Source organism: Stenotrophomonas sp. YJH_SMC_6 (assembly GCF_059371335.1).
The window spans coordinates 204,814-227,520 of the sequence record NZ_JCAFUM010000007.1 but is presented as its reverse complement, the minus strand read 5'-3'; the positions used below and the strand labels follow the sequence as shown (position 1 = coordinate 227,520).

Annotated in this window: 27 protein-coding genes, 1 pseudogene and 1 riboswitch; of the genes and pseudogenes, 16 read left to right on the top strand and 12 right to left on the bottom strand. The window is 66.8% G+C overall.

The features are described from left to right. Positions 1 to 73 precede the first annotated feature (73 nt). From AC5P9N_RS10295 to pnuC, 3 genes are all read left to right on the top strand, one after another. Complete coding sequence (locus AC5P9N_RS10295; protein ID WP_099485218.1) at positions 74 to 1,198, top strand: phosphotransferase enzyme family protein; 1,125 nt, start codon at positions 74 to 76, stop codon at positions 1,196 to 1,198. A gap of 123 nt (positions 1,199 to 1,321) precedes the next feature. Then, a riboswitch (TPP riboswitch) is annotated at positions 1,322 to 1,417 on the top strand. 71 nt (positions 1,418 to 1,488) lie between these two features. Continuing rightward, the gene (locus tag AC5P9N_RS10290) at positions 1,489 to 3,678 is read left to right on the top strand and encodes a TonB-dependent receptor (RefSeq protein ID WP_099485219.1); all 2,190 of its coding nucleotides are present in this window, start codon (positions 1,489 to 1,491) and stop codon (positions 3,676 to 3,678) included. A gap of 8 nt (positions 3,679 to 3,686) precedes the next feature. Then, positions 3,687 to 4,256: a nicotinamide riboside transporter PnuC gene (gene pnuC, locus AC5P9N_RS10285; protein ID WP_005411885.1), complete on the top strand. Its 570-nt coding sequence runs from the start codon at positions 3,687 to 3,689 to the stop codon at positions 4,254 to 4,256. A 104-nt stretch (positions 4,257 to 4,360) separates the two neighbouring features. Here pnuC and AC5P9N_RS10280 read toward each other — a convergent pair whose 3' ends face one another. The 5 genes from AC5P9N_RS10280 to AC5P9N_RS10260 all read right to left on the bottom strand — a co-directional run bounded on the left by AC5P9N_RS10280 (position 4,361) and on the right by AC5P9N_RS10260 (position 7,862). Continuing rightward, positions 4,361 to 4,777, bottom strand: a complete 417-nt coding sequence (locus tag AC5P9N_RS10280) for a hypothetical protein (RefSeq protein ID WP_005407613.1) — start codon at positions 4,775 to 4,777, stop codon at positions 4,361 to 4,363. Between the two features lie 84 nt (positions 4,778 to 4,861). Beyond that, a complete protein-coding gene (locus AC5P9N_RS10275; RefSeq protein WP_024957753.1) occupies positions 4,862 to 5,836 on the bottom strand; it encodes a Dyp-type peroxidase in 975 nt (324 codons plus the stop codon). A 123-nt stretch (positions 5,837 to 5,959) separates the two neighbouring features. Next, on the bottom strand, positions 5,960 to 6,328 hold the full coding sequence (locus AC5P9N_RS10270; RefSeq protein ID WP_062606366.1) for a VOC family protein: 369 nt from the start codon (positions 6,326 to 6,328) through the stop codon (positions 5,960 to 5,962). Positions 6,329 to 6,395: 67 nt separating this feature from the next. Next, complete coding sequence (locus AC5P9N_RS10265) at positions 6,396 to 7,163, bottom strand: helix-turn-helix transcriptional regulator (RefSeq protein WP_062606367.1); 768 nt, start codon at positions 7,161 to 7,163, stop codon at positions 6,396 to 6,398. A gap of 123 nt (positions 7,164 to 7,286) precedes the next feature. Beyond that, positions 7,287 to 7,862 carry an OmpO family porin gene (locus tag AC5P9N_RS10260; protein WP_005411880.1) on the bottom strand — a complete coding sequence of 192 codons (576 nt, stop codon included), beginning with the start codon at positions 7,860 to 7,862 and terminating at the stop codon, positions 7,287 to 7,289. A 206-nt stretch (positions 7,863 to 8,068) separates the two neighbouring features. Here AC5P9N_RS10260 and AC5P9N_RS10255 point away from each other — a divergent pair, with 206 nt between their 5' ends. The 4 genes from AC5P9N_RS10255 to AC5P9N_RS10240 all read left to right on the top strand — a co-directional run bounded on the left by AC5P9N_RS10255 (position 8,069) and on the right by AC5P9N_RS10240 (position 10,896). Continuing rightward, a complete protein-coding gene (locus AC5P9N_RS10255; RefSeq protein WP_099485220.1) occupies positions 8,069 to 9,019 on the top strand; it encodes a DUF2268 domain-containing putative Zn-dependent protease in 951 nt (316 codons plus the stop codon). A 214-nt stretch (positions 9,020 to 9,233) separates the two neighbouring features. Then, complete coding sequence (locus AC5P9N_RS10250; protein WP_005407606.1) at positions 9,234 to 9,506, top strand: hypothetical protein; 273 nt, start codon at positions 9,234 to 9,236, stop codon at positions 9,504 to 9,506. 157 nt (positions 9,507 to 9,663) lie between these two features. Further along, entirely contained in the window at positions 9,664 to 10,362 is a 699-nt protein-coding gene (locus AC5P9N_RS10245) for a L,D-transpeptidase family protein (RefSeq protein ID WP_062606371.1), read from the top strand. A 174-nt stretch (positions 10,363 to 10,536) separates the two neighbouring features. Beyond that, complete coding sequence (locus AC5P9N_RS10240; RefSeq protein WP_231098211.1) at positions 10,537 to 10,896, top strand: hypothetical protein; 360 nt, start codon at positions 10,537 to 10,539, stop codon at positions 10,894 to 10,896. A gap of 27 nt (positions 10,897 to 10,923) precedes the next feature. Here AC5P9N_RS10240 and arsH read toward each other — a convergent pair whose 3' ends face one another. Further along, positions 10,924 to 11,652: an arsenical resistance protein ArsH gene (gene arsH, locus AC5P9N_RS10235; RefSeq protein WP_099485221.1), complete on the bottom strand. Its 729-nt coding sequence runs from the start codon at positions 11,650 to 11,652 to the stop codon at positions 10,924 to 10,926. 17 nt (positions 11,653 to 11,669) lie between these two features. Here arsH and AC5P9N_RS10230 point away from each other — a divergent pair, with 17 nt between their 5' ends. The 5 genes and pseudogenes from AC5P9N_RS10230 to AC5P9N_RS10210 all read left to right on the top strand — a co-directional run bounded on the left by AC5P9N_RS10230 (position 11,670) and on the right by AC5P9N_RS10210 (position 14,856). Then, on the top strand, positions 11,670 to 11,999 hold the full coding sequence (locus AC5P9N_RS10230; RefSeq protein ID WP_099485222.1) for an ArsR/SmtB family transcription factor: 330 nt from the start codon (positions 11,670 to 11,672) through the stop codon (positions 11,997 to 11,999). Between the two features lies 1 nt (position 12,000). Further along, positions 12,001 to 12,420 (top strand): annotated as a pseudogene (locus tag AC5P9N_RS10225) (GNAT family N-acetyltransferase); the annotation flags it as partial. A gap of 36 nt (positions 12,421 to 12,456) precedes the next feature. Beyond that, positions 12,457 to 12,960, top strand: a complete 504-nt coding sequence (locus AC5P9N_RS10220) for an arsenate reductase ArsC (RefSeq protein ID WP_239498909.1) — start codon at positions 12,457 to 12,459, stop codon at positions 12,958 to 12,960. 8 nt (positions 12,961 to 12,968) lie between these two features. Continuing rightward, positions 12,969 to 14,000: an ACR3 family arsenite efflux transporter gene (gene arsB, locus AC5P9N_RS10215; protein WP_164212628.1), complete on the top strand. Its 1,032-nt coding sequence runs from the start codon at positions 12,969 to 12,971 to the stop codon at positions 13,998 to 14,000. Between the two features lie 481 nt (positions 14,001 to 14,481). Beyond that, positions 14,482 to 14,856: a hypothetical protein gene (locus AC5P9N_RS10210; protein WP_099485225.1), complete on the top strand. Its 375-nt coding sequence runs from the start codon at positions 14,482 to 14,484 to the stop codon at positions 14,854 to 14,856. Positions 14,857 to 14,916: 60 nt separating this feature from the next. On the opposite strand, the gene AC5P9N_RS10205 is transcribed toward AC5P9N_RS10210, so the two are convergent. Then, entirely contained in the window at positions 14,917 to 15,591 is a 675-nt protein-coding gene (locus tag AC5P9N_RS10205) for an Ivy family c-type lysozyme inhibitor (protein ID WP_099485226.1), read from the bottom strand. 136 nt (positions 15,592 to 15,727) lie between these two features. Here AC5P9N_RS10205 and AC5P9N_RS10200 point away from each other — a divergent pair, with 136 nt between their 5' ends. Then, positions 15,728 to 16,183, top strand: a complete 456-nt coding sequence (locus tag AC5P9N_RS10200) for a YybH family protein (protein WP_005411871.1) — start codon at positions 15,728 to 15,730, stop codon at positions 16,181 to 16,183. A 152-nt stretch (positions 16,184 to 16,335) separates the two neighbouring features. On the opposite strand, the gene AC5P9N_RS10195 is transcribed toward AC5P9N_RS10200, so the two are convergent. The 5 genes from AC5P9N_RS10195 to AC5P9N_RS10175 form a co-directional block, all read right to left on the bottom strand. Then, entirely contained in the window at positions 16,336 to 17,361 is a 1,026-nt protein-coding gene (locus tag AC5P9N_RS10195; protein ID WP_005407597.1) for an NAD(P)H-dependent glycerol-3-phosphate dehydrogenase, read from the bottom strand. A 20-nt stretch (positions 17,362 to 17,381) separates the two neighbouring features. Beyond that, positions 17,382 to 17,900 carry a protein-export chaperone SecB gene (gene secB, locus AC5P9N_RS10190; RefSeq protein WP_004153553.1) on the bottom strand — a complete coding sequence of 173 codons (519 nt, stop codon included), beginning with the start codon at positions 17,898 to 17,900 and terminating at the stop codon, positions 17,382 to 17,384. A gap of 99 nt (positions 17,901 to 17,999) precedes the next feature. Beyond that, complete coding sequence (locus tag AC5P9N_RS10185) at positions 18,000 to 18,437, bottom strand: rhodanese-like domain-containing protein (protein WP_060380899.1); 438 nt, start codon at positions 18,435 to 18,437, stop codon at positions 18,000 to 18,002. A gap of 57 nt (positions 18,438 to 18,494) precedes the next feature. Continuing rightward, on the bottom strand, positions 18,495 to 18,920 hold the full coding sequence (locus AC5P9N_RS10180) for a hypothetical protein (protein ID WP_005407594.1): 426 nt from the start codon (positions 18,918 to 18,920) through the stop codon (positions 18,495 to 18,497). A 32-nt stretch (positions 18,921 to 18,952) separates the two neighbouring features. After that, positions 18,953 to 19,420 carry a YiiD C-terminal domain-containing protein gene (locus AC5P9N_RS10175; protein WP_005407593.1) on the bottom strand — a complete coding sequence of 156 codons (468 nt, stop codon included), beginning with the start codon at positions 19,418 to 19,420 and terminating at the stop codon, positions 18,953 to 18,955. 35 nt (positions 19,421 to 19,455) lie between these two features. Between AC5P9N_RS10175 and AC5P9N_RS10170 the strand changes: the two genes are divergently transcribed. The 3 genes from AC5P9N_RS10170 (at position 19,456) to AC5P9N_RS10160 (ending at position 22,649) form a co-directional block, all read left to right on the top strand. Next, entirely contained in the window at positions 19,456 to 20,265 is an 810-nt protein-coding gene (locus AC5P9N_RS10170) for a uroporphyrinogen-III synthase (protein WP_065183497.1), read from the top strand. Between the two features lie 104 nt (positions 20,266 to 20,369). After that, positions 20,370 to 21,347: a uroporphyrinogen-III C-methyltransferase gene (locus AC5P9N_RS10165; protein WP_012478740.1), complete on the top strand. Its 978-nt coding sequence runs from the start codon at positions 20,370 to 20,372 to the stop codon at positions 21,345 to 21,347. Positions 21,348 to 21,353: 6 nt separating this feature from the next. Then, positions 21,354 to 22,649, top strand: a complete 1,296-nt coding sequence (locus AC5P9N_RS10160; RefSeq protein WP_099485227.1) for a heme biosynthesis HemY N-terminal domain-containing protein — start codon at positions 21,354 to 21,356, stop codon at positions 22,647 to 22,649. Positions 22,650 to 22,707 lie beyond the last annotated feature (58 nt).

Here is a 22,707-nt window from a genome sequence, read left to right as displayed (position 1 = left end):
CCGTTTGCGTTGGCCGCGTGCATGGCGTTGAATGCGCAGCCTTGGATGTGACTTTCCCCACTGGGGCTTCGGCATGACGTCTTCCTCCCACCGCGTGCAGGGCCTCAACAACGACGAGGTCGCTGCCGACTGGCCACCGATCAGCGCGGCGGACATCGCGTGGCTGCGCCAGCACTACCCGCAGCTGGACGAGCGCAGCCAACCGCACTGGCACAGCCCGCGGCCGCTGTCGGCTGCCGCCATCGTCAACGGCGCGAACGGAGCGGTGTTCGTCAAGCGCCATCACCACAGCGTGCGCAGTGCGGCCTGCCTGGAAGAAGAGCACCACTTCATCGCCCATCTCGCCGCAGCGGGCGTACCGGTGGTGCAGGTGCTGCCAGCGGCCGATGGCCACACGGCGGCCGAACATGGCGAATGGACGTTCGAGCTGCATGCGATCGGCGTCGGCGAGGACCTGTACCGCGACGCCGTGTCGTGGTCGCTGCTGACCGATGTCGCGCAGGCCCGCGAAGGCGGGCGCACACTCGCGCAGCTGCACCGGGCCGCCGCCAGCTACCACGCGCCCCAGCGCAGCACCCATGTGCTGGTCGCGCGCGACGATCTGATCCGTGCCGACGATCCGATCGCGGCCATCAAGGCAGGGCTGCACGAGCGTCCCGGGCTGGCCCGCTACCTCGCGCGCATTCCATGGGAAGCGCAGCTGCAGCGCGACGTGCTGCCGTGGCATGCCGGCCTGGCCGAGCGCCTGCGCGATGAGCCACGGTTGTGGGCGCACAACGACTGGCACGTTTCCAACCTGCTGTGGCGCGATGGGCAGATCAGTACCGTGCTGGATTTCGGCCTGGCCTCGCCCACCAGTGCGCTGTTCGACCTCGCCACGGCGATCGAGCGCAACGCGGTGGCGTGGCTGGAACTGGAGCGCGGCATGGAGGCGGTGCGCATCGATATCGCGCTGGCCCTGCTCGACGGCTACCGCCAGGTGCTGCCGCTGTCGGCGGCACGCGTGCACCTGCTGGCCGACCTGCTGCCGATGGTTCATTTCGACTTCGCACTGTCCGAAGTGGAGTACTTCGAAGGCGTCACCGGCTCGACCGCCAATGCCGACGTCGCGTGGCAGCCCTTCATGCTGGGGCATCCGGCGTGGTTCCACAGCGCGCCGGGACAGGCACTGCTGCAGGCGCTGCACGCGGCGGCGTGACCCGGTTGGCGCACCATTGGGGTCAGATCCCTTTCCTGCGGAAAGGGATCTGACCCCGCAGCCTGGACCCCGCAGCCTGAAGGACGCCGGCTCGCAAATCCGTACCATTTGTAGTGAAATGGTCACCTGAAGCGGGGGTGCCTGGATCTGCCAGGCTGAGAGAGTCCCTTGGAACCTGATCCGGTTTGCACCGGCGTAGGGAGCTTTGAGCCGCAGCCACACCCCCATCACGGGCCCTGTGCACCTGCGCGCCGTCGCTTCGTCTCCCTTGTTGTCCGAAGACGAACCGAATGAACCGCTGCCTGCGCCCCACCCTGCTCTCCCTCGCCCTCTGCGCTGCGCTGCCACTGCACGCCAGCGAGGCCGATGCGTCCCCTGATGCGGCTGCCACCGGCGCCGAGCGCTCGCCGACCGAACTGGCGGCGGTACGCGTGCAGGCCGGCAAACCGAAGGCCGATACCTCACGCGTGAACGCCTTCGGTGGGGGCAGCTGGAAGGACACGCCGGCCTCGGTGAACGTGCTTGAGCGCGATTACCTCGACCGTCGCCAGGTGCGTTCGCTGTCAGAGCTGGCCAGCAACGATGCCTCGCTGGGTGATGCCTATGCGCCAGTGGGCTACTACCAGAACATCGCCATCCGTGGCTTCGCCCTGGACGCCGCCACCGGCTACCGCTTCAACGGCCTGTCCATCGCCGGCGAACAGCGCCTGGCGCTGGAGAACGTGCAGTCGGTGGAGATCCTCAAGGGTGAAGCCGGCCTGGCCGCAGGCGTGATGGCGCCGGGCGGCATCATCAACTACATCGGCAAGCGCCCGGCCGAAGTGCGCACCGCCACGCTCAGTACCGATTCGGAAGGCTCGCGCTACGTCGCCGTCGATGTCGGCCACTGGATCACCCCGCGTTTCGGCCTGCGCCTGAATGCCGCATGGGATTCCAGCACCTCCTATGTCGAGCACGCCGACGGTCGCCGCAACTTCTACTCGCTGGCCGCCGACTGGCTGATTGGCGAGCGCGGCAAGCTGGAAGTGGATGCCAATTACCAGACCAGCTCGCAGCGTTCGGTGTCCGGCTACCAACTGCTGGGCGCACGCGACCTGCCGCGTGGCGTCGACCGCGAACACCTGCTGGGTTACCAGCCGTGGCAGCGCCCGGTGGATATCGCCAGCACCAACATCACCGTTCTGCATACCTACGACTTCAACGAGGCCTGGCAGTCGCGCGTCTCGGTCGGCCACAGCCGTTCGGTGATCGATGACAACGTCGCTTTCGCCTACGGCTGCTACTACGCCGTGCAGTGCGCCGATGGCAGCGTGCCGGGCAACTACTTCGCGCCCAACGGCGACTACGACGTCTACGACTACCGCAGCCCGGACGACACCCGCCGCAACCAGCAGGCCCGTGCCGAGCTGCGTGGCCGCTTCGAGACCGGCAGCGTCGGCCATGAGCTGACCGTCGGTGCCGACTACTTCCGCCGCACCGTGGACAAGCGCCCGAGCGTCAACGAGTACGTCGGCACCAGCAACATCCACGAAGCACCGGTGCCGGTATTCGCGCCGTCGCCGAAGATGCCGGGACCGTCCGCACGTCGCCTGGACAGCCGCCAGACCGCGTTCTTCGCGCTGGACCGGATGAGCTTCGGCGATGACTGGCAGTGGCTGGCCGGTGGCCGCTTCGTGCGCCTCGATGAGCGCGCCTACGACAAGCGTGGCACCCCGCAGCGGCACAGCCGCTTGTCGCGCTTCCTGCCGCAGACCGCGGTGGTGTGGAAGGCCACCGACCAGCTCAATGCCTATGCCAGCTACGTGCGCGGCATTTCGCTGGGCCAGGAAGCGCCGTTCTGGACCAGCAACGCCGACACCTTCCTGCCGTCCGTGCAGTCGCGGCAGCTGGAAGTGGGCGTGAAGTACGTGCCGGTCGAAGCGCTGACCCTGGGCGCGGCCGTGTTCCGCATTTCGCAGCCGTACCAGTACGCCAGGCCAGACAGCAGCGACGTTGGCTACACCTTCGTCGAGGAAGGCACGCAGACCCACACCGGCCTGGAGCTGACCGCCAACGGCCAGCTGACCGACGCACTGCAGATCGTGGCCAGCGCCAGCGTGCTGCAGGCGCGCGCGCGCGACACCGGCACCCCGGCCTATGAAGGCCATCAGCTGGTGAACGTGCCGAAGGTGCGCGCCAGCGTGCACCTGGCCTATGCGCTCCCGTTCGTGCAGGGCCTGGACGTGACCGGCGGCTGGCGCTATGCCGGTGCCAACGTGGCCCGCGCCGACGGCGGCGTACGCGCACCGGACTACTCGGTGTTCGATGCCGGCCTGCGTTTCCAGCATCGCCTGCACGAACGCGCGGTGACCTGGAACCTGTCGGTGGACAACGTGTTCAACCGCTTCTACTGGCGCGATACCGGCAGCAGCGGCGGTGACTACTACCTGTTCCCCGGCGCACCGCGACAGGCCGGCCTGTCGGTGACGTTCGCGCTGTGAGCGGCGTGATGCTCGAGTGGACCGCCGCACTGTGCAGCATCCTCGGCGTCTGGCTGATGGCCCGGCGCCGGCTGGCGGCGTGGCCGGTGGGCCTGCTGTCGGTGGCGCTGTATGGCCTGGTGTTCGCCGAGGCCAAGCTGTACTCGGACACCCTGCTGCAGATCGCCTTCGGTGGTTTCCTGGTCTATGGCTGGCTCAACTGGCGACAGCATGCCGCCGATGAGGGCAGCATCCGCATCGTGCCGCTGGCACGCGGCACGCTGCTGCGCGACCTGGCCATCGGCCTGTGCGGTGGCGTGGCGCTGGGTGCAGCCATGCACAGCTTCACCGACGCTGCCCTGCCGTGGTTGGATGCGCTGCTGACCGGTCTGAGCCTGGTCGGGCAATGGTGGCAGGCCCGCCGCCACGTGGCCTGCTGGTGGGTGTGGATCGCAGTGGACGTGGTCTATGTGGGTGCGTACCTGTTCAAGTCGCTGCACGTGACCGCCGCGCTGTACGTGTTCTTCCTCGGCCTGGCCGTGTTCGGCCTGCGCGCATGGAGCGCCGCCGCTCGCGAGCCACAGGTGGCAACGCAGTAGAGCCACGCCATGCGTGGCTGGGCTACCGGTAGTCGCCAACCTTGGCTGGCGTGCGTGCCGACCAAGGTCGGCATCTACCCAGAACATCCACGCATGGCGTGGATCTACTGGGTAAGCACCAAACCCAGCCGCAGCGGCTGGCGCATGTCGGCCGGTGGCGCGGCCTGCAGGGGTGCACTCTGCAGGGTCGCGCGCAGGTCGGCGTCGACCTGGGCATCGCCCAGGCTGTCGAATTCCAGCTTCGAGATGCGGCCATCCGCCGCGATCCACACGCTCACCGGTAGCGGCGTCGGTGCGTCCGGATGTGCCTGCAGCCATTCCAGCACGCGCTGCGCCTGCGGGTCCTGCTCCTGCTGCAGGCGCTGCTGCAGCTGCCCCCCCACGGCGGCGGCATAGGCCATCCAGTGTGCAGGAGCTTCCTGCGCGGAAACGCTGGCACTCCCCAGTGCCAACGCGCCGAACAACGCGGCCAGTGGCCGCCACCAGCGGCGTGCACCGGTTGTGTTCCTTGCCATCGCCATCGCCCGCCCCTGCGCTCTCATCCAACGGCTGATGGTCGGCGCGGTAGATGACAGGCAGATGGCGGCCGCTGCTACCCGGCGCGATCAGTCGCCCAGGTCGGCCAGCACCTTGCGCGAGGGCGCGAAGAAGGTCACGCCGGTGGTGGCGGTGGAGAAATCAAGGATGCGGTCATGCAGCGGTGCGGGATTACCGATGAACATGCGCTCGAGCATCTTCTCGATCACCCACAGGCGGCGCGTGTAGCCGATGAAGTAGGTGCCGTACTCGCCGCGACCCGGGTTGGCGAACGGCATGTTGTCGCGCAGGATCTCGTGCTCGCCGTCGGCATCCTCGATGGTGCACAGCGTCTTGTGCGACTTCTGCGCATCGGCCGGCGCATCGTCCAGCTCGATGTTGTCGTGCTTGGTGCGGCCGATGATCGCTTCCTGCGCTTCGGTCTTCTGCGCGCGCCAGGCATCGAGGTTGTGCAGGTACTTCTGCACCACCACGTAACTGCCGCCGGCATGCTCCGGGTCTTCCTCGCCCACGATGGTGGCTTCCGGCAGTGACAGCCCTTCCGGGTTGGCGGTGCCGTCAACGAAATCGAGCAGGTCGCGGCCATCGAAATAGCGGAAGCCGGCCACGTCATCGACCGTCTCCACCGCATCGCCAAAGGCCATCAGCAGGTTGCGCTCGAACGCCACGATCAGGTCCATGGTACGTGCGCGGATGTGGTACAGCAGGTCGCCCGGCGTGGACACAGCGGTATGGGTCGCGCCCTTGATCTCGCGGAACGGCTGCAGCTCACGCGGTGGCGTGGTGCCCACCAGCGGCTTCCACACGCGGTGGCCGATGGCCACGTTGCAGGTGAAGGTGCGTTCGATCTCGCGGATGGCGGTGTTCTTGATCAGGTCGTCGGTGCTGGCCAGCACCTCGCGTGCCTTGGCGATCGACGCCTCGTCATCCTTCACCTTCAGCACCAGAAACGCCGCCGAATGGGTCAGTGGCGCGGTGATCTGCTGCGGCTCGTTGTCGAGCGTGTGGTTGACGGCGGTGATCGGTGCGGGCTGGGAGTTCACGGCGGTTCCTGCTGGCTTGAGGCGGACGCATCGCGTGTGGCGATGTGCGGGCGATCATAGCGGAACCGCCTGACCGGGGACGGAGCGGTTCTCGTTCCGTCCACCGGCGAAGCTACGAAGGCCTCAGTCCACATCACTCCAGACCGCCAGTTCGTAGCCATCCAGATCGCGGAAGTGGAAGCGGCGACCACCCGGGAAGGCGAACACCGCCTGCACCACCTCGCCACCGGCGGCCACTACGCGTTGCTGGGCATCGGCCAGGTCCGCGCAGTAGAGGATCACCAGCGGTCCTCCCTGGGCGCGCACCGGCACGTCAGACACGAAGCCACCTTTCAGACGGCCGTCGTCGAACTCGGTGTAGGCCGTGCCGTAGTCCGTGAAGCGCCAGCCGAACACCTCGCCGTAGAAGCGCTTGCTACGGTCAATGTCGGCGACGTTGAATTCGATGTTGTCGATGCGGCGTTCGGCATCGTGGGGCGCGGCAGGATTCATGGCGAGGCTCCGTGGTGGGAGCCCAGCATCGATCAATGCAGCACAGTGGTCTTGAACAAAACGGCCATCATTGTCCCCACTCCAGGCGCAGCTCGCTGGCGGTCATGCCCGCCAGTTCACGCGCCTCGCGGCTGAGATGGGCCTGGTCGGCATAGCCGGCATCAGCGGCCAGCATCGCCAACGAATGCAGTGGCAGCGCGCGACTCTGGCGCAGGAAACGTTGCAGCCGCAGGATCCGCTCCAGCGTCTTGGCGCCGTAGCCGAACTGCGCCTGGCTGAAACGCCGCAGGCTGCGCGGGCTCAGGCCCAGGTGCGCCGCCAGCGTATCCAGCGTGGCATTACCCGCGGCGAGCGCCTGGAACAGGACATGGGCGCGCTGCGCCGGCGTATCGAGCGCGGCCGCACCCATGTGCTGTTGCAGGCAATGCGCCATTCGCTGCAGGCGCTGTGCAGGCGCGGTGTCGCCAATGGAGGCCGCTGCCTTGTTCGCCCACGCGCCCTTCAGGTCGGCCAGTAGCACGGCCTGGCCGATGATCCCGGCCAAGGGCAGGCCCAGCGCGGCCAATGCCTGGCCGGGACGGAAGCGTGCGCCCAGCACCTGCGCACCGGGCGCCAGCGCCGGGTGCGCGGCCACGCGGTCCGGGCCGACGACGAACAGCGCACCGTCGCGCCAGAGGATATCCACGCAGCCATCGGGCAATACGGTGATGTGCCCATCGGCATCGGCAGGAAGCTGGCTCTGCCACAGCTGGCCAAAGTGGCCGCGCAGCGGCGCAGGCGCCAGATGCTCCTGGTAGGTCGTGCCGGTGCCTGCAAGAGAGGAAGGGTCGCCCATGCCGCATTGTGGCGCCACGGGGCCCATAAAAGTGAAGCCCGGCGCGAGGCCGGGCTTCGGTTGGCGTGTGGGAGAGAGAGAGAGTCACACGCCAGCACAACACGCACTAACGACAGGCGTTTGTTACCAGGTGAAGCGCGGGCCCACGAACCACTCGCGGTCGCCGGCCTTGGCCAGCTTCACTTCGCCACTCAGGCCCCAGTTCTGGTTGAACTTGGCCGTAGCGCCGACACGGCCATAGAACTCGCCGTCCGGGTTGATGCCGTGCTTCTTGGTGTAGTCCTCGTAGCCGGCCATCACGTAGCCTTCCACGTACGGGTTGAACGCGGTGCGCACGCCAACTTCGGTCGAGTAGCCGTTGAAGTCCAGGCCATGCTTCATGTCGAACTTCTGGTACGCAACGCGAGCCACTAGGTCGGTGTTCGGTGCGATGCCGTAGTTGTAGCCGGCGCCGATGCGCCACTGGTCGACGTCATTCTTGAACTTGTCGGTCTCCTGCGCGCTGTAGTCGCCGAAGATGTGGAAGTTCGGGTGCACCGCCACGGAACCCTTCACCTTCCAGCCGTCGGCGTCGCCGCCCTTGGCATCGGTGTTCACGTAGCCGCCTTCAACGTAGTTGTACGACAGGCCATCGGTTGCCGATGCAGCGAACGGCAGAGCAGCCAGAAGACCCAGGGCAAGCAGCGAATTCTTGTTCATCGGGACACACCTTTAATTATTTTGGTTTCGTCGGCCGCCTCCCGGGAGGGGGAGAGAGAAGAGACGGTCGACAGGTGTGAATTATCCGTTAGGGGGTCTAATCAACCCTGAATATTGAACTGACTGGTGTATAAATAAGGCTGGCGTTCAGGGAACTCTGCATGGGACCGCTGTCGGCTTCTTGCGCGCACCACGCTCGATGCTTGATGCGGTCACTGATCCTGATCGCCTCGCCGGTTGCGCTGCTGCAGGCACAGGCCGCTGAGCGCATCGCTTCTGCCAGGCACATCGTCGTACAGACAGACGATGTCACGCGCTTCTTCAAGGTGCTGGACGCCAACCAAGGGCGCCCAAGCGCCGATGATCTGCAACACGGCTATCTGGATGCGGGTACGGATGCCCTGCGCAGCTTCACCGACCGCCGTATCGGCTCGATGGAGCGGCTGGCCAGGGCCATCCAGGACAAGCCGGCATTGTTTGCGAAAGCGAGAACCTGCGCGACCGCATTGCCATCGATCCGCACGCGCGTCGCCGCTGCCGTCGATCGACTTGGCGCCCTGTTGCCGTCTGCGCGCTTTCCTCCGGTCACCGTACTGGTGGGCCGCGGCAACAGTGGTGGCGTGACTACCGAAGCAGGTGTGGTCATCGGACTGGAAGCACTGTGCAACGCCGACTGGATGCAGACCGACGTAGGTGACCGCTTCGTGCATCTGATCGCGCATGAGTATGTGCACGTGCAACAGCCCGGTGCACGCGTGGACATCGAGCAGCCCACCCTGCTCTATCAGACCCTGCTGGAAGGGGGCGCCGAATACGTGGCCGAACGGATCTCCGGGCAACCGGCCAACGCGCATCTGCAGCGTTGGACACAGGGTCGCGAGTGTGCGCTGGAGCGCGCGTTCCTGCAGGACAGCATGGGTACCGATCTTTCGAGGTGGCTGTACAACGGTCCCGGCGACGATGCGCGCCGCGGAGATCTCGGCTACTGGATCGGCTATCGCATCGCCCATGCCTATGTTGCGCGCGCGGCCGACACGCGCAGCGGCGTCGCCGAACTGCTGGATGTCCAGCCTGGGAACGCTGCAGCGCTGCTGGAAGCAAGTGGATGGCAACCTGCGTGCGGAGCAGGCGGAAGCACGCAGACGCGCATGCCGTGATGCCGGCTTCATGCAGGTGAATGGGTAAGGTTTAACAGGCACAAGGCGCCCCGCCGATGCAGATCAGTTCGCTTGATCCCGCTTGTTAAGGTTTGTTGATCTACAGGCCTTCACAGCCCATCCACGTACTCAAATTCCAGCTGAAAGCACGGGCTAGCGCCGGGAACAAACGCCGCTATATTCCAGCTTCCCCAGACGAAGGAGGGAGTTGGAAATGAAACTGACCAAGCAGCACATCAACGCAGCACGCGCCATCACCGTCGCCATCGTGGCCACCGTAAGCCTCGGCGCTTGCGCCACCTACAAGGACGAGTTCGCAACCATCAACTCGCGCCTCGATCAGCTCGACGTAAAGGTGCAGGGCGCTGCCCAGAGTGCCGAGTCCGCCAACCAGTCGGCGCAGCAGGCCAACCAGCGTCTGGACCAGATCGAAGGCCGCGTACAGCAGCTTGAAAGGGCACCGGCCGGTCGCAAGCCGCGCGGCTGATAGCTCCCTCATCCTTTGAATTGATCCACCTCTGTATCGGGAACCAGTGGCCTTCGCCGGCCACTGGCATCCTTCCACCCAGGATTGCATTGCAAGGAGCCGTCCCATTCGTACCTCCTCCTCCCCTGCACGCCGCGTCCTCCATGCCGCACTGGCGATGGCACTGGCCGTTGCGTGCAGCGGCGCAGCCAGCGCCAAGGGCAAGGACAAGGACAAGGAAGCGCCTGAACAGCGAATTGCTGCCGTTGATGAACTTCCACCCGACCAGAGCGTGTCCGAAACAGTGATCGAGCTGGCCGGCTGGGTGGTTGCCAGCAAGGACAACCAGGGCTACCCGTTCGCAATCATGGACAAGGCCGCCGCGCAGGTCCTGATCTTCGGCGGCGACGGTAAGCTGCGCGGCGCGGCACCGGCGCTGTTCGGTTCGGCCATCGGTGATCACTCGGCCCCTGGTGTTGCCAAGCTCGCACTGAGCGCGATTCCCGGCCATGACCGCACCACCCCTGCCGGCCGTTTCATTGGTGGCTACGGCCCCTCCGACGATGCCGGGCGCGTGCTGTGGGTGGACTACGATTCCGCCGTCTCGATGCACCCGCTGCCGCCAGGCACCCCGAAAGAGAAACGCGCCCAACGGCTGGCAACGCCGACGCCGGACGACAACCGCGTCACCCACGGCTGCATCAACGTCTCGCCCGCGTTCTACGAGCAGATCGTGCAGTCCACGTTCGAGAAGGGCGGTGTGTTCTACATCCTGCCGGACAAGGATTCGATCGCGAAGACGTTCCCGGAGTTCGCGCAGAGCCGTGCCGCCGCAGATGGCGACGAGAAGAAGACCGCACAGCATGCCGGCGAGTAGAGCGTTCCTGCATCCGCCTTTGTCGCTGCGGCGCACGCCTTGACCGAGCCTGCCCGCCCGGGCAGCTGCGATGCACCGTCGGCTGCTGGAAAGTCGCCTGCGGCTGAGGCAAGGCGCCATCCCTTGGGGGCCAGCACGCTGGCATACTGCGCCCGTTGATGATCCTGCGAGGCAATGTCTGCCTCGTCCAAGAGGCCGCCGGTGGACCCACTCTTCCAGTTTCTGCTGAGCACGATGGGTGGCGTATTCGTCTTCCTGTTCTTCGTGGCGCGCGAGTACCTGCGTGGCTTGGGATGGCTGCTCGGTTCCTGGGATCCGAACATGGGGCACGCGACCGAAGATGAGCTCATTTCGAAGGCCAATCGCAGCGCCTTGCTGATTGCGGCGGTGCTTCTGGCGTGGGCCTTCATGGGCCCTTCGCCCTACCGCCACAACTGGGAAATCGAAGTAATGGGCATCGGCGCCGGCATGTTGCTGGCCTATGTGGTGATCATCCGCCTTGCAGGTTCAAGGATGAAGAGGCTGCGCGGGTGATCGTGCCCCGGTAGGCACCCATGAGCATCAGGAAGCCGTAGCCCCTCCAGCCCGCGCCAATACCGCGGCATGCGTGTCGCCCTTCCTCTCGCTGTATCGGTCCACCAGGTAGTCCGACCGCCCTCGCGTCAGCAGCGTGAACTTCACAAGCTCCTCCATCACATCCACCACGCGGTCGTAGTACGGCGAGGGCTTCATGCGCCCATCGTCATCGAATTCCTGCCAGGCCTTGGCCACTGACGACTGGTTGGGGATGGTCAGCATGCGCATCCAACGGCCGAGCACGCGCAACGTGTTGACCGTATTGAACGACTGCGAGCCGCCACTCACCTGCAGCAGCGCCAGCGTCCTGCCCTGCGTGGGCCGCACGCTGCCATCTTCCAGCGGCAACCAGTCGATCTGGTTCTTGAACACGCCGGTGACCGTGCCGTGCCGCTCGGGGCTGACCCAGACCTGGCCTTCCGACCACTGCGACCATTCGCGCAGTCGCTGCACTTCAGGGTGGTGCGGGTGCACGCTGTCCAGCATGGGCAGCGCATGCGGATCGAACACGCGGGTCTCGCACCCCAGGTGACGCAGCAATCGCTCGGCTTCCAGCGCCAGCTTGCGACTGAACGACTGCGGCCGAAGCGAGCCGTAGAGCAGGAGGATGCGTGGTGGCCCCAGATCTGCGGCGGCAAGCTGGCGGTGATCGGGCTGGGGCAGTGAGGCGTCTACCAGGTTCGGCAGGTGGGCACTTGTGATTGGCTTATTCATTCGACTATTCTAGAAATATGGAAACATCGAATGCAATCGCCGCCCTCACCGCCCTCGGCCATGCCACCCGCCTGGCTGCCTTCCGCCTGCTGGTGGAGGCTGGCCCGGCAGGGCGCATGGCGGGCGACATCGCCACGGCCCTGCAGGTGCCCCCAGCCACGCTCAGCTTCCACCTGAAGGAGCTGGTGCAGGCCGGGCTGGTGGAGAGCGAAAGCCAAGGCCGCCACGTCTGCTACCGCGCCAACTTCGATGCGATGAACAGCTTGATCCAGTACCTGACGCACAACTGCTGCGCGGGCTCCCCGGATGAGCGGTGCGCGGTGAGCGAACCGGCATGCGGGTGCTGAGATGAAACCCGACCCTGTGATTCGTGCCGGCACGCGCGACGACCTGGACTCCATCCGAGACCTTCTGCAGCAGGGGCAGTTGCCCGTGGCCGACCTGGAAAGCAGCGAGGTGGTGTTTCTCGTCGCAGACCTCGATGGCGTTCCCGTGGGCGCCGTTGGATTGCAGATCTTCGGCGCCTCGGCCCTGCTGCGCTCTCTGGTGGTGTCCGATGACCGGCGCAGTAACGGCCTTGGGCGCGCACTGCTGTCAGCGGCCGAAAACATGGCCCGCCGCATGCAGGTCAGGGAACTGGTGCTGCTGACAACGTCGGCAGGTCCGTGGTTAGCGCGGCACGGTTATGCCGGATGCGATCGCGCCCACGTTGCGGCGCCGATCCGCAGCTCTGCCGAGTTCACCCGTCTCTGCCCGGCCAGCGCGCTTTGCATGTCCAAGCCGCTCACTGATCATGGAAGCCACATGAAGCGCAATGTCCTGTTCCTCTGCACCGGCAACAGCGCCCGCAGCGTGCTTGCCGAAGCCACCCTGCGTGCATGGGGCGGCGATCACTTCACCGCCTTCAGTGCCGGCAGCCAGCCCACCGGTCAGGTCAATCCATTCGCGCTGGCCCAGTTGCAGGCCGAAGGAATGCCCATTGAAGGGCTGCGCAGCAAGTCGTGGGATGAGTTCGTGGATGCAGCGCCCATGAATCTGGTCATCACCGTATGCGACTCAGCCGCAGCGGAGGCCTGTCCGGTGGTGTTCGGTGACTTCATCCGCAGCCACTGGGGCCTGCCCGATCCAGCGGCCGTGGCGGGCAGCGATGCCGACAAAGCCGCGGCGTTCGCGCTGGCCCATGCCATCGTGAAAGCGCGCCTGCGTACATTGCTCGCCTTGCCCGAATCATTGTGGTCCGACCGCGACGCGCTGCAGCACACGCTGGATCGGATCGGACAGCTGCAGCCGACTGATCGCATGCCGTGACTACCCCCATGAATCTGTTCGAGCGCTACCTGACGCTCTGGGTCGGGCTTTGCATTGCGGTCGGCACGCTGCTGGGCCACTTCCTACCCGGTGCCTTCGCGGTGCTGGCCTCCGCCGAAGTGGCCAAGGTCAACCTGCCGGTTGCACTGCTGATCTGGCTGATGATCATCCCGATGCTGCTGAAGGTCGACTTCACTGCGATGCGCCAGTTGCAGCAGCACTGGAAGGGCATCGGCGTGACGCTGTTCATCAACTGGGCGGTGAAGCCATTCTCGATGGCACTGCTGGGCTGGCTGTTCCTGCGCCACGCCTTCGGCGACTGGTTGCCCGCAGCACAGATCGACAGCTACATCGCCGGGCTGATCCTGCTGGCGGCCGCGCCCTGCACCGCCATGGTGTTCGTGTGGAGCAACCTGTGCCGTGGCGATGCCAACTTCACCCTGAGCCAGGTGGCGTTGAACGACGCGATCATGGTGGTTGCCTACGCGCTGGTGGTTGCACTGCTGCTGGGCCTGTCGGCGATCACCGTGCCCTGGGATACGCTGCTGCTGTCGGTGGGCCTCTACATCGTGGTGCCGGTGCTGGTGGCGGCGTTGCTGCGGCACTGGATCCTGTTGCATCGTGGCGAGGCGGCGTTGCAGCGGGTGCTTCGCAAGCTGGCGCCCGTCTCGCTGTGCGCGCTGCTGCTCACACTGGTCCTGCTGTTCGGCTTCCAGGGCCGACAGATCGTGGAGCAGCCGCTGGTGATCGCACTGATTGCGGTGCCGATCCTGATCCAGGTCTATTTCACTTCCGGCCTGGCCTACCTGCTCAATCGTCGCCTGGGCGTGGCGCATTGCGTGGCCGGCCCTTCGGCGTTGATTGGTGCCAGCAATTTCTTCGAACTGGCGGTAGCCACCGCGGTGGGACTGTTCGGCGTGCATTCGGGGGCTGCGCTGGCGACGGTGGTGGGTGTACTGATCGAGGTGCCGGTCATGTTGTCTGTGGTGCGGATCGTGAACCGTACTCAAGCCTGGTACGAGAGACGCGAAGAGCACTGACACACCGGAGTGCGCCGAAGTCGATTTACGTTCTTCGCCCCGCACTGTCGTCATCGGCCTGGTGGGGTACCCGTACGCCACGTCATCAACTTCGACCCATGTCGCATATTCCTCATGCCGCTACGGACGTTGCGGCGCCTGCGTCTGCGACGGCTTAACAGCATGCAAAAATGCCAAAAGCGTCTTTGATCAAGCGTTGAATGCAACTGTTCTGATTGGCACCGCGCAGCAGCACGCGTACAGATGACGTGCCATCGAAAAAGGATGGCCGGGCTTCGAAAACCCGTGCGCTTGTTTGACAACGCTTGCCCGCCGGCGTCACCCCTCGTGGCGCCGGCGGGCAATCCGTCTGCCGGCTATGGCGGGCGGAGCGTGGAGGCCCTGTGCCTGCCGGTTTCAACAAGCGCCCGGTTTTCGAGCCACGTCTCCGCCCGCCACCTTTGCGTGGCGGCTGCCGTCTGTCCTGCACGGAGCCTTTGCCATGAGCACCCCCGAATCCTCCCGACTACGCGCGCAGTACGTGCCCGCCAACGCGGACGCGCCTTCGGAAGCACCGCACCCGCACGATCCGCACGGTTTCATCGCCACCCTCGACCGCATTAGCAAGGGCGCCGCCGCCGACGGCCAGCCCTGGCCGGAACGTCATCAGATGCCCGGCCGCCGCGTGGCCTTGGCCGACGCGGACTGCGCATTGACCGGCCTGCGCGTGGCGCTGGAAATGCTGCTGGCTGCCGAGCGCGTGCGCCAGAACGGACCCGACGAGGAGTACGTGGGCGACCGGGTGATGGAGGGCCTGATGATGGTCAGTCTGTCGCTGACAGCACAGGTCAGCGCACGCATGCGGCCGGAAGGGTGATACGGGGAACAACGCTCACTGCAACGCCGGGCACGGCCCGGCGCTGCGGCGCGCGCCACATCACTCGCAGAGTGCGCTGTCTTCCTTCAACGCGGCGTCCTGCAGTGGCTGGCGCTGTTCGATCTGCGCACGTTGTTCCGCCGTCGGCTCGCCCAGCCACCATACACGGCAGCGCGCGGTAAGACGGCCAACCATCTTCGACTGATCGGGCGAATACAGCATCGCCAACGCCGTGCCGGGGCAGTCGTGGGCCTGGCAGGCGGTATAGAACCACCACGGCTCGCCCTGCAGCACCACCAGCTCGCCAGGACCGCTGGGCCCGCTCAACAGGCGTTCGCGCAGCGATGGAATCTCCTTGTCAGCGGATTCGGCTGCGGCCGTGTTCTTCATCAGGGTGTTGAACGCGGCCAGCACCTTCGGATCCTTGCGGCCGCAGTCGTCCACGGTATTGCCGCCCACCAGGGTGAAGAAATGCGTCGCCAGCGGGTTGTCCGCGCAGGTGAGTTCCCCGCCGGCGCTCGGGTCTTCCGGTTCGCCTTCGTTGTCCGACACCGAGGGGTCCACACCGTCTTCGGCGGACGGTTCCTTCTCGACCACCGTCGCCACGGCGGCCGGTGCTTCGGCGGTCGGCGCTGGCGCCACAGCAGGTGCAGTCTCGCCAGTCTTTTCCGGTGCCTGTCCGCAGGCTGCCAGCAGCGCGGCCATCATCGCCATCCCTGTGATTCGCATCTTCATTCCGTGTCCTTGTCTGATCTGCGCTGCGTCCGCCGAATCGGCGGCCGCGTGATTCTAACCAGCGGCGCGCTAGGATGCGTCTGAAGCCTTCCCATCATCGCCAGGGCCTGGACGCATGCGCCGCACACGACTCGCCATGATCTTCTGCAGTGCCCTGCTGATGGCATCGCCGGCAATTGCCCACGATGCAGAAGGCGCGAAGCCCGCACAGCCGCTTCCCGATATCGCGCTGCCCGCACCGCTGGACCGTGTACTGCGCGACTACGAGCAGGCGTGGCGCACGGGTGATGCCAAGGCGCTGGCTGCGCTGTTCGCTGAGGATGGCTTTGTGCTGCAGAGCAACCAGCCGCCGGTGCGCGGCCGCAGTGCGATCGAGGCCGCGTATGCCGGCCAGGGCAGCAGTCCGTTGCGGCTGCGTGCCTTGGCGTATGCGGGGGAGGGGAATACGGGCTACATCATTGGTGCGTACAGCTACGGCAACAACGTGGGCGATACCGGCAAGTTCACGCTCACGTTGAAGCGCGTGGGGGATGGGCCGTGGCTGATCTTTTCGGACATGGACAACACCAGCGCGCCGCCACGGGCGCGGTGATCGGGCGTTGCAGTAGATCCACGCCATGCGTGGATATGCAGCGCGCGTGGTGCCAAGCAAGCTTGGCACCCACCAACGCCTGTCTCCCGTCCGGCACCCGCATGTGTACTCCCAGATGAAAAAACCCCGGCACGTAGCCGGGGTTTTTCGATTCACTTGAACAGCGTGTCCGGGTATTCCGGTTTCTGTTCCCGCGCCAGCAATGCGCGCAGGCCTTCTTCCGGCGTCTGCTCACCATGCAGCACGGCACGCACGCGGTCGGAGATCGGCAGGTCGATGCCATGGCGGCGCGCCTGTCGCATCACTTCGTCGGCGGTCTGCACCGATTCGACCACCTGGCCGATTTCGCGCACGGCATCCTGCAGCGTCTGGCCACGGCCCAGGGCCAGGCCCAGGCGGCGGTTGCGCGACAGGTCGCCGGTACAGGTCAGCACCAGATCGCCCAGGCCCGCCAGGCCCATCAGCGTTTCCGGCTTGGCACCGATGGCAGCGGCCAGGCGCAGCATCTCGTTGAGGCCACGGGTGATCAGGCCGGCACGGGCGTTGAGGCCCAGCTGCATGCCATCGGCCACGCCGGTGGCCACGGCCAGCACGTTCTTCATCGCGCCGCCCAGCTCGGCACCGACCATGTCGTCGCCGGTATAGGCGCGGAACGCCGGGCCATGCATCGCCTCGGCCACCGTCTGCGCGAACTCGGGCACGTCGCCGTGCACGGTGATCGCGGTCGGCAGGCCCTGGGTGACTTCCTTGGCGAACGACGGCCCGGTGACGACGGCCAGCGGCACGTCCTCACCCAGCACTTCGCGCGCCACTTCATGCAGGAAGCGGCCCGAACCGGGTTCGAAGCCCTTGGTGGCCCAGGCCACGCCGGCACCGGCCGGGCGCAGCGGCGCCAGCGCACGCACGGTTTCGCCGAAGGCATGCGAGGGGGTCACCACCAGGATCCAGGCCGCGCCCTCCACCGCCGACGCCAGGTCGGTGGTGGCACGCAGGCTGTCCGGCAGCGGGATGCCCGGCAGGTAACGCGGGTTCTCGTGGCGCTGGTCGATGGCTTCGACCACGGCAGCATCGCGCCCCCACAGCACGGTCGGATGACCGTGCCGTGCGAGCAGGCTGGCCAGCGCGGTTCCCCAGGAACCGGCGCCAAGCACGGCGATCTTGTCAGCGGTAGTGCTCATCCGTGACGTCGCGGCAGGAATCAGGCGTTGCCAGCCGGCTCGGAGTCAGCCAGCGACGGTGCGTCGCCCTGCTCCTGGCGCTGGCGCAGGGTTTCTGCGTACAGGCCTTCGAAGTTGATCGGCTGCAGGAAGAACGGCGGGAAGCCGCCGGCCTGGATCAGGTCGCTGACCAGCTGGCGCACGTACGGGAACAGGATGTTCGGGCACTGGGTGCCGAGCAGCACGTCGATCGACTGCGGGTCCAGGCCGACCAGGCCGAACACGCCGGCCTGCTTCACTTCGGCCACGTAGGCGGTGCGCTCACCGGCCTGGCAGGTCAGGGTCACGGCCAGCACGACTTCGAAGGCGTTCTCACCCAGACGCTGCACCTGCTGGTTCAGGTTCAGCTGCAGCTCCGGCTGCACCTGGTCATTGAAGATGGTCGGGGCGTTCGGCGACTCGAAGGAGACGTCCTTGACGTAGATCTTCTCGACGGTGAAAGCGGGGCCGGTGGCGGCATCGACCGGCGCAGCAGCGCCGTTGGTGATCTCTTCGGACATTTCCAGTAACTCCAATGAATGCAATGAAAACGATGGTCGAATTACTGCGATGGGGGCGGGATCAGGCCCATACAAGGCCGGATCCGCCACCTGCGGCAATCAGTTGCGGCCCTTGACCAGCGGCAGCTCGGCCTGCTGCCAGGCGGGAATGCCGCCGTCGAGCACGTAGACCTTCTCGAAGCCGGCCTTCTTCAGCGCCTTGGCGGCGGTTTCCGAGGCGTTGCCGCTGCGGCACACCAGCACCACCGGCGACTGCTTGGCGTGGGCCACCAGCTTGTTGTCCGGGCCGAAGGCACTGGCCTGGGCGTTGCGGCTGCCGGCAATGTGGCCCTTCTCGAAGTCACCGCTGGCCGACAGGTCGACCACCACCGTGCCGCCCGCGTTCATCAGCTGGGTCAGTTCGGCGGGCTTGATGCCCTTGAAGCCCCGGAACAGGCGGCGGATCTCGGTGACGATGATGGCCACGGTCAGGCCGACCAGGGCCGCGGACAGCATCGGGTTTCGGCCTGCAAAGGCCAGCAACTCTTCGTAATTCACTCAGGTCACGGGTCGATTAAGCGGGCGCCGATTGTCGCACAAGCCGGACGCGGCCCGTCACTGCCCCTTCCACAGGTCCGGCAGGCCGGCGGTCTGCCACCAGCGCTTGGCCTCCGGATCCCAGCGCCAGCGCTCGACCACCATCACGGTGCGTTCGGCCTGGGTGTTCTGGTTGATCACCCCGATTTCGACCCGGCGCTCGACCAGGCCGCCTTCCAGCGCCGCGCTGCTGCGCTCGCGGTAGGACGACACGCGCAGCTGCGCGTAGCGGTTGAGCTCGAACTCGGTAGGCGGCTTTTCCTTGCGCAGCTTGGGGTCCAGATAGCCGATGGCATCGTCCATGCTGCCCCAGCGGATGGTGGCGCCGTAGGCGATCTGGGTCTCTTCCAGCAGCTTGCGCTGCTTGCGGCTCAGGTCGTCGGCCGAAGCCACGGCGCTGACCAGCAGCAGGGAACACATCAGGAACTGGATGAGGCGGCGCATCGGTGGTTTCCCCAGAACGTCAGCCTGCCATCCTACCCTTTGGCGAAGGCAACAAAGCGACCGCTGAACTCTGCGGCAGGCTTGCCATCGGCACCGGGCTGGGTGGCGATGATGCTGATGCGGGCCTTGCGGCGCTGGCGGAAGGTGTTCAGGAAGGCGTCCCAGCCGGTGGCCTCGGCCGCTTCGGCGTGGGCGTGCAGGTCTTCGTAGACCGGCGCCAGGTAGCGCAGGTTGCTGTCGGCCACGTAGACCTCGGCATCGTGGCCGGCCAGGCGCAGGCGCAGGCTGACCAGCGCCCAGCCGGACAGGGTCAGCACCGAGGCCAGGCTGCCACCGAAGGCGTTGCCCTTGTCGTTGACATTGGCGGCCAGCGGCGCGGTGATGCGCAGCACGCCATCGGCATAGCCGTCGAGCTGGATCTGCATGGCGCGGACCGCCGGCATGCAGTCCAGCACGTCCTGCAGGGCGGCCAGCGAGGAAGTCAGAGCATCAACGGACATCGGAGCAGAGACCACGACAACGAAGGGCCCGCATAATGCAGGCAATGGCCGACCATACGATACCCACTGGCGCCGCCGGTTCCGAGCCGGGCTGGACCTTCATTTCGCTGCGACCGCAGGGCCAGAATTCCGCGCTGCGCCGCGCCGTTGCTGGGCTGGGCGGGCATGTGGTGGCCCTGCCACCCTGGCGCCTGCAGCGCTTGAACGGCATGCCAGTGGTGCGTCAGCTGCAACGCGCGCTGAACTGCGATCGGGTGGTGTTCACCAGCCCGGCCGCCGTGACCGCGGCCGCCACCCTGCTGCCACTGGCCGAGGCGCAACGCAGCCCGTGGCTGACCGTGGGCGAAGGCACCGCGCGCGCGCTGCGGGCGCAGGGCGTCGGCGAGGTGCATGCACCGCAGCGGATGGACAGCGAGGGCCTGCTGGCGCTGCCGGTGCTGGCCGAGGCGCGGGGCCTGCGCATCGGACTGGTCACCGCGCCCGGCGGACGCGGGCTGATTGCTGCACACCTGCAGGCCGCAGGCGCCACGATCGAACGTGCCGATGTCTACCAGCGCCGCCTGCTGCGCCTGTCGCCCCGCACGCTGGTTCGATTGGCGCATTCAGCGCAGCCGTGGGTGCTGGCGGTGAGCAGTGGTGAGGCGTTGCTGCATTTCTGGCAGCAGCTTCCGCCGGCATTGCAGCAACGCCTGCAGGCCCAGGCCACCGTCGTCGTGGCCAGCGAACGGCTGGGCGATCAGGCGCATGCACTGGGGCTGCAGCGCGTGGTGCGCGCGGCCGGGCCCACCACGGCACAGCTGGTGGCCGCTGCACACGCCACGCTCACCGTCCCGGCAGCGACCTGAACAGGGACGTGGGTCACGCTTGCCGCTGTGGTCGGCAACAGTGATGCTGTGCACAACGCGGCCTGCCGGATCCTGACCGGCGACGTTGCCGACAAGGAAGCCCCATGAACGAGACTCCGCCCGTTTCCCCGCCCCGTCGACCCGTGCGCTGGCTGCTGCCGCTGGCCGGGGTGGTCGTGCTTGGCGTGGGCGGCTATGCCGGCTGGTACGTCTGGCAGCAGCAACAGCACGAACAGGAAGCGCAGGCACAGACCATGGCCGTGCAGCTGCAGGGCCTGGAGGCGACGCTGGATGCACTGCGCCGCGACCAGCGCGCGACCAGCCAGCGGCTGCAGGATGCGGCGACCACCAACCGCGTGCTGCGCGACGAGATGCTGGGCCTTTCGCAGCGCAGTGCGCTGCTGGAAGAGAACCTGGCCAAGCTGGCCGACAGCGCCAACCAGGGCCGCCAGGCGGTACAGCGCGATGAGGCCGAACTGCTGCTGACCCAGGCGGCGCAACGGCTGAATTATGCCGACGATGTGGAAGGCGCGCGCCGCCTGTATGCACAGGCCGCCACCGCGCTGGCCGATCTGCCCGACAGCGATGGCCTGAACCTGCGCCAGGCATTGGTGCAGGAGCGCGATGCACTCGATGCGCTGGGCGCCGGCCCGCGCGTGCAGTCGCTGCAGCGGCTGGATGCCTTGGCCAGGGCATTGCAGGGGCTGCCGTCGCAGGTGACCGGCAACGCTGCAACCGACACCGCAAAACCGTGGTGGCAATCGACGCTGGCCCCGTTCGTGGACATCACCCCGAGCCGCCAGAATGGCCCGCTGACCGCCGCCGAACGTCGCAATGCCGACGACGCCCTGCAGCTGGAACTGACCCTGGCGCGCGCCGCGATCGAACGCGGCGACCGCACGGGCCGCGATACCGCACTGGAACGCGTAGAGCACTGGGCACAGCGGCGTTGGCCGGATTCACCGGCCCTGCGCGCGCAACGTGCTGAACTGAAGGCCTTGCGCGAGCTTCCGCTGCAGGCCAGCAACACCGTGCTTGGCAGCACCCTGCAGCAACTGCGCACCCAGACCGACCGGAGGTAATCCCGCATGAAACCCCTGCAATCCCTGGTTGTGCTGTTGCTGGCGGTGGCCATCGGCGTGGTGGCCGCGCAATGGCTGGGCGCCGATGACCTCAACCGTTTCGGTGAAGTGACCCTGCGCTACGGCGGTTACGACTACCACAGCAACCTGCCGAAGGTGGCGCTGTTGTCGGTGATCGCAGTGCTGGTGCTGTGGCTGGTGTGGAGCCTGATTGCCGCACCGTTCCGCGCCTGGGGCCGCTACCGCCGCAAGCAGGGCCGGGTGCGCCTGATCGACGGCCTGCAGGCCTACGAGCACGGCCAGTGGCAGCGTGCCGAGAAGCTGCTGGATGGCGCTGCCAAGGACCCGGAAGTGAGTGCGGTGGCGCTGGCCAATGCCGTGCGCAGCGCACAGGCACGTGCTGACGGCCCCGCCGGTGAAGCGCTGTTGCAGCGTCTTGGCGAGAGCGATGCCACCCTGCAGGCGCTGCTGCGCGCCGAACAGCTGCTGGCGCGCGATCTGCCGGTGGATGCGATCAACGCATTGGACGTGGCGGCGATCCAGCCGCTGCCGCCGCGCGGCCTGTGGCTGCGTACCGAAGCGCTGGCGCGTGCCGGCCGCGCACACGAGGCCTATGGCCAGCTGGGTGCGCTGCGCCAGAGCAAGGTACTGCCGGCCGAATCGAACAGCGAACTGGAAGCCCGCCTGGCCGCACAGGCGCTGCTGGAAGCGGCCGATGTCAACGCATTGGCCGCACAGTGGGAAGCCACGCCGAAGGCGCTGCGGCCGACCCCGGACGTGGTGGGCGCCTATGCCAGCCGTGCGGTGGCCCTGAACTGGGATGAGCCGGCGCTGCTGGCGCTGGAACAGGCGCTGGACCAGCGCTGGGACGACGAACTGGTGGCGCTGTACGGCCGCCTGCCGGCCGAGCGCCTGGCAACCCGCCAGGCCAACCTGGCGCGCTGGCGCAATGTGCATGATGGCTCGGCCGCACTGCATCTGGCGCAGGGCCGCGTCGCCCTGGCCCAGCAGCAGTGGGATGCTGCCGATACGTTCCTGCACGAGGCCATCGCCGCCGGCGCCGGTGCCCCGGCGTGGGAGGCACTGGGTGAACTGTTCGCGCAGCGTGGCGAGCACGCGCTGGCAGCGCAGTGCCTGGCCAATGCGCTGCGACTGCAGCGCGGCGAGGACAGCGTGGCGCTGGTGCGCGGCAGCGAGGCACCATTGCGTGCCACGGTGGAAGAGCAGCCGATCACGGTGCAGCCCCCGGTATATGACGCCAATGAAGAGCGCGACGAGTTCGGCAACCCGCGGTTGCCGTGAGGCGTGCCGACCAACGGTCGGCACCCACCGGAGCAACAAAAAAACGCCGCCCAATGGG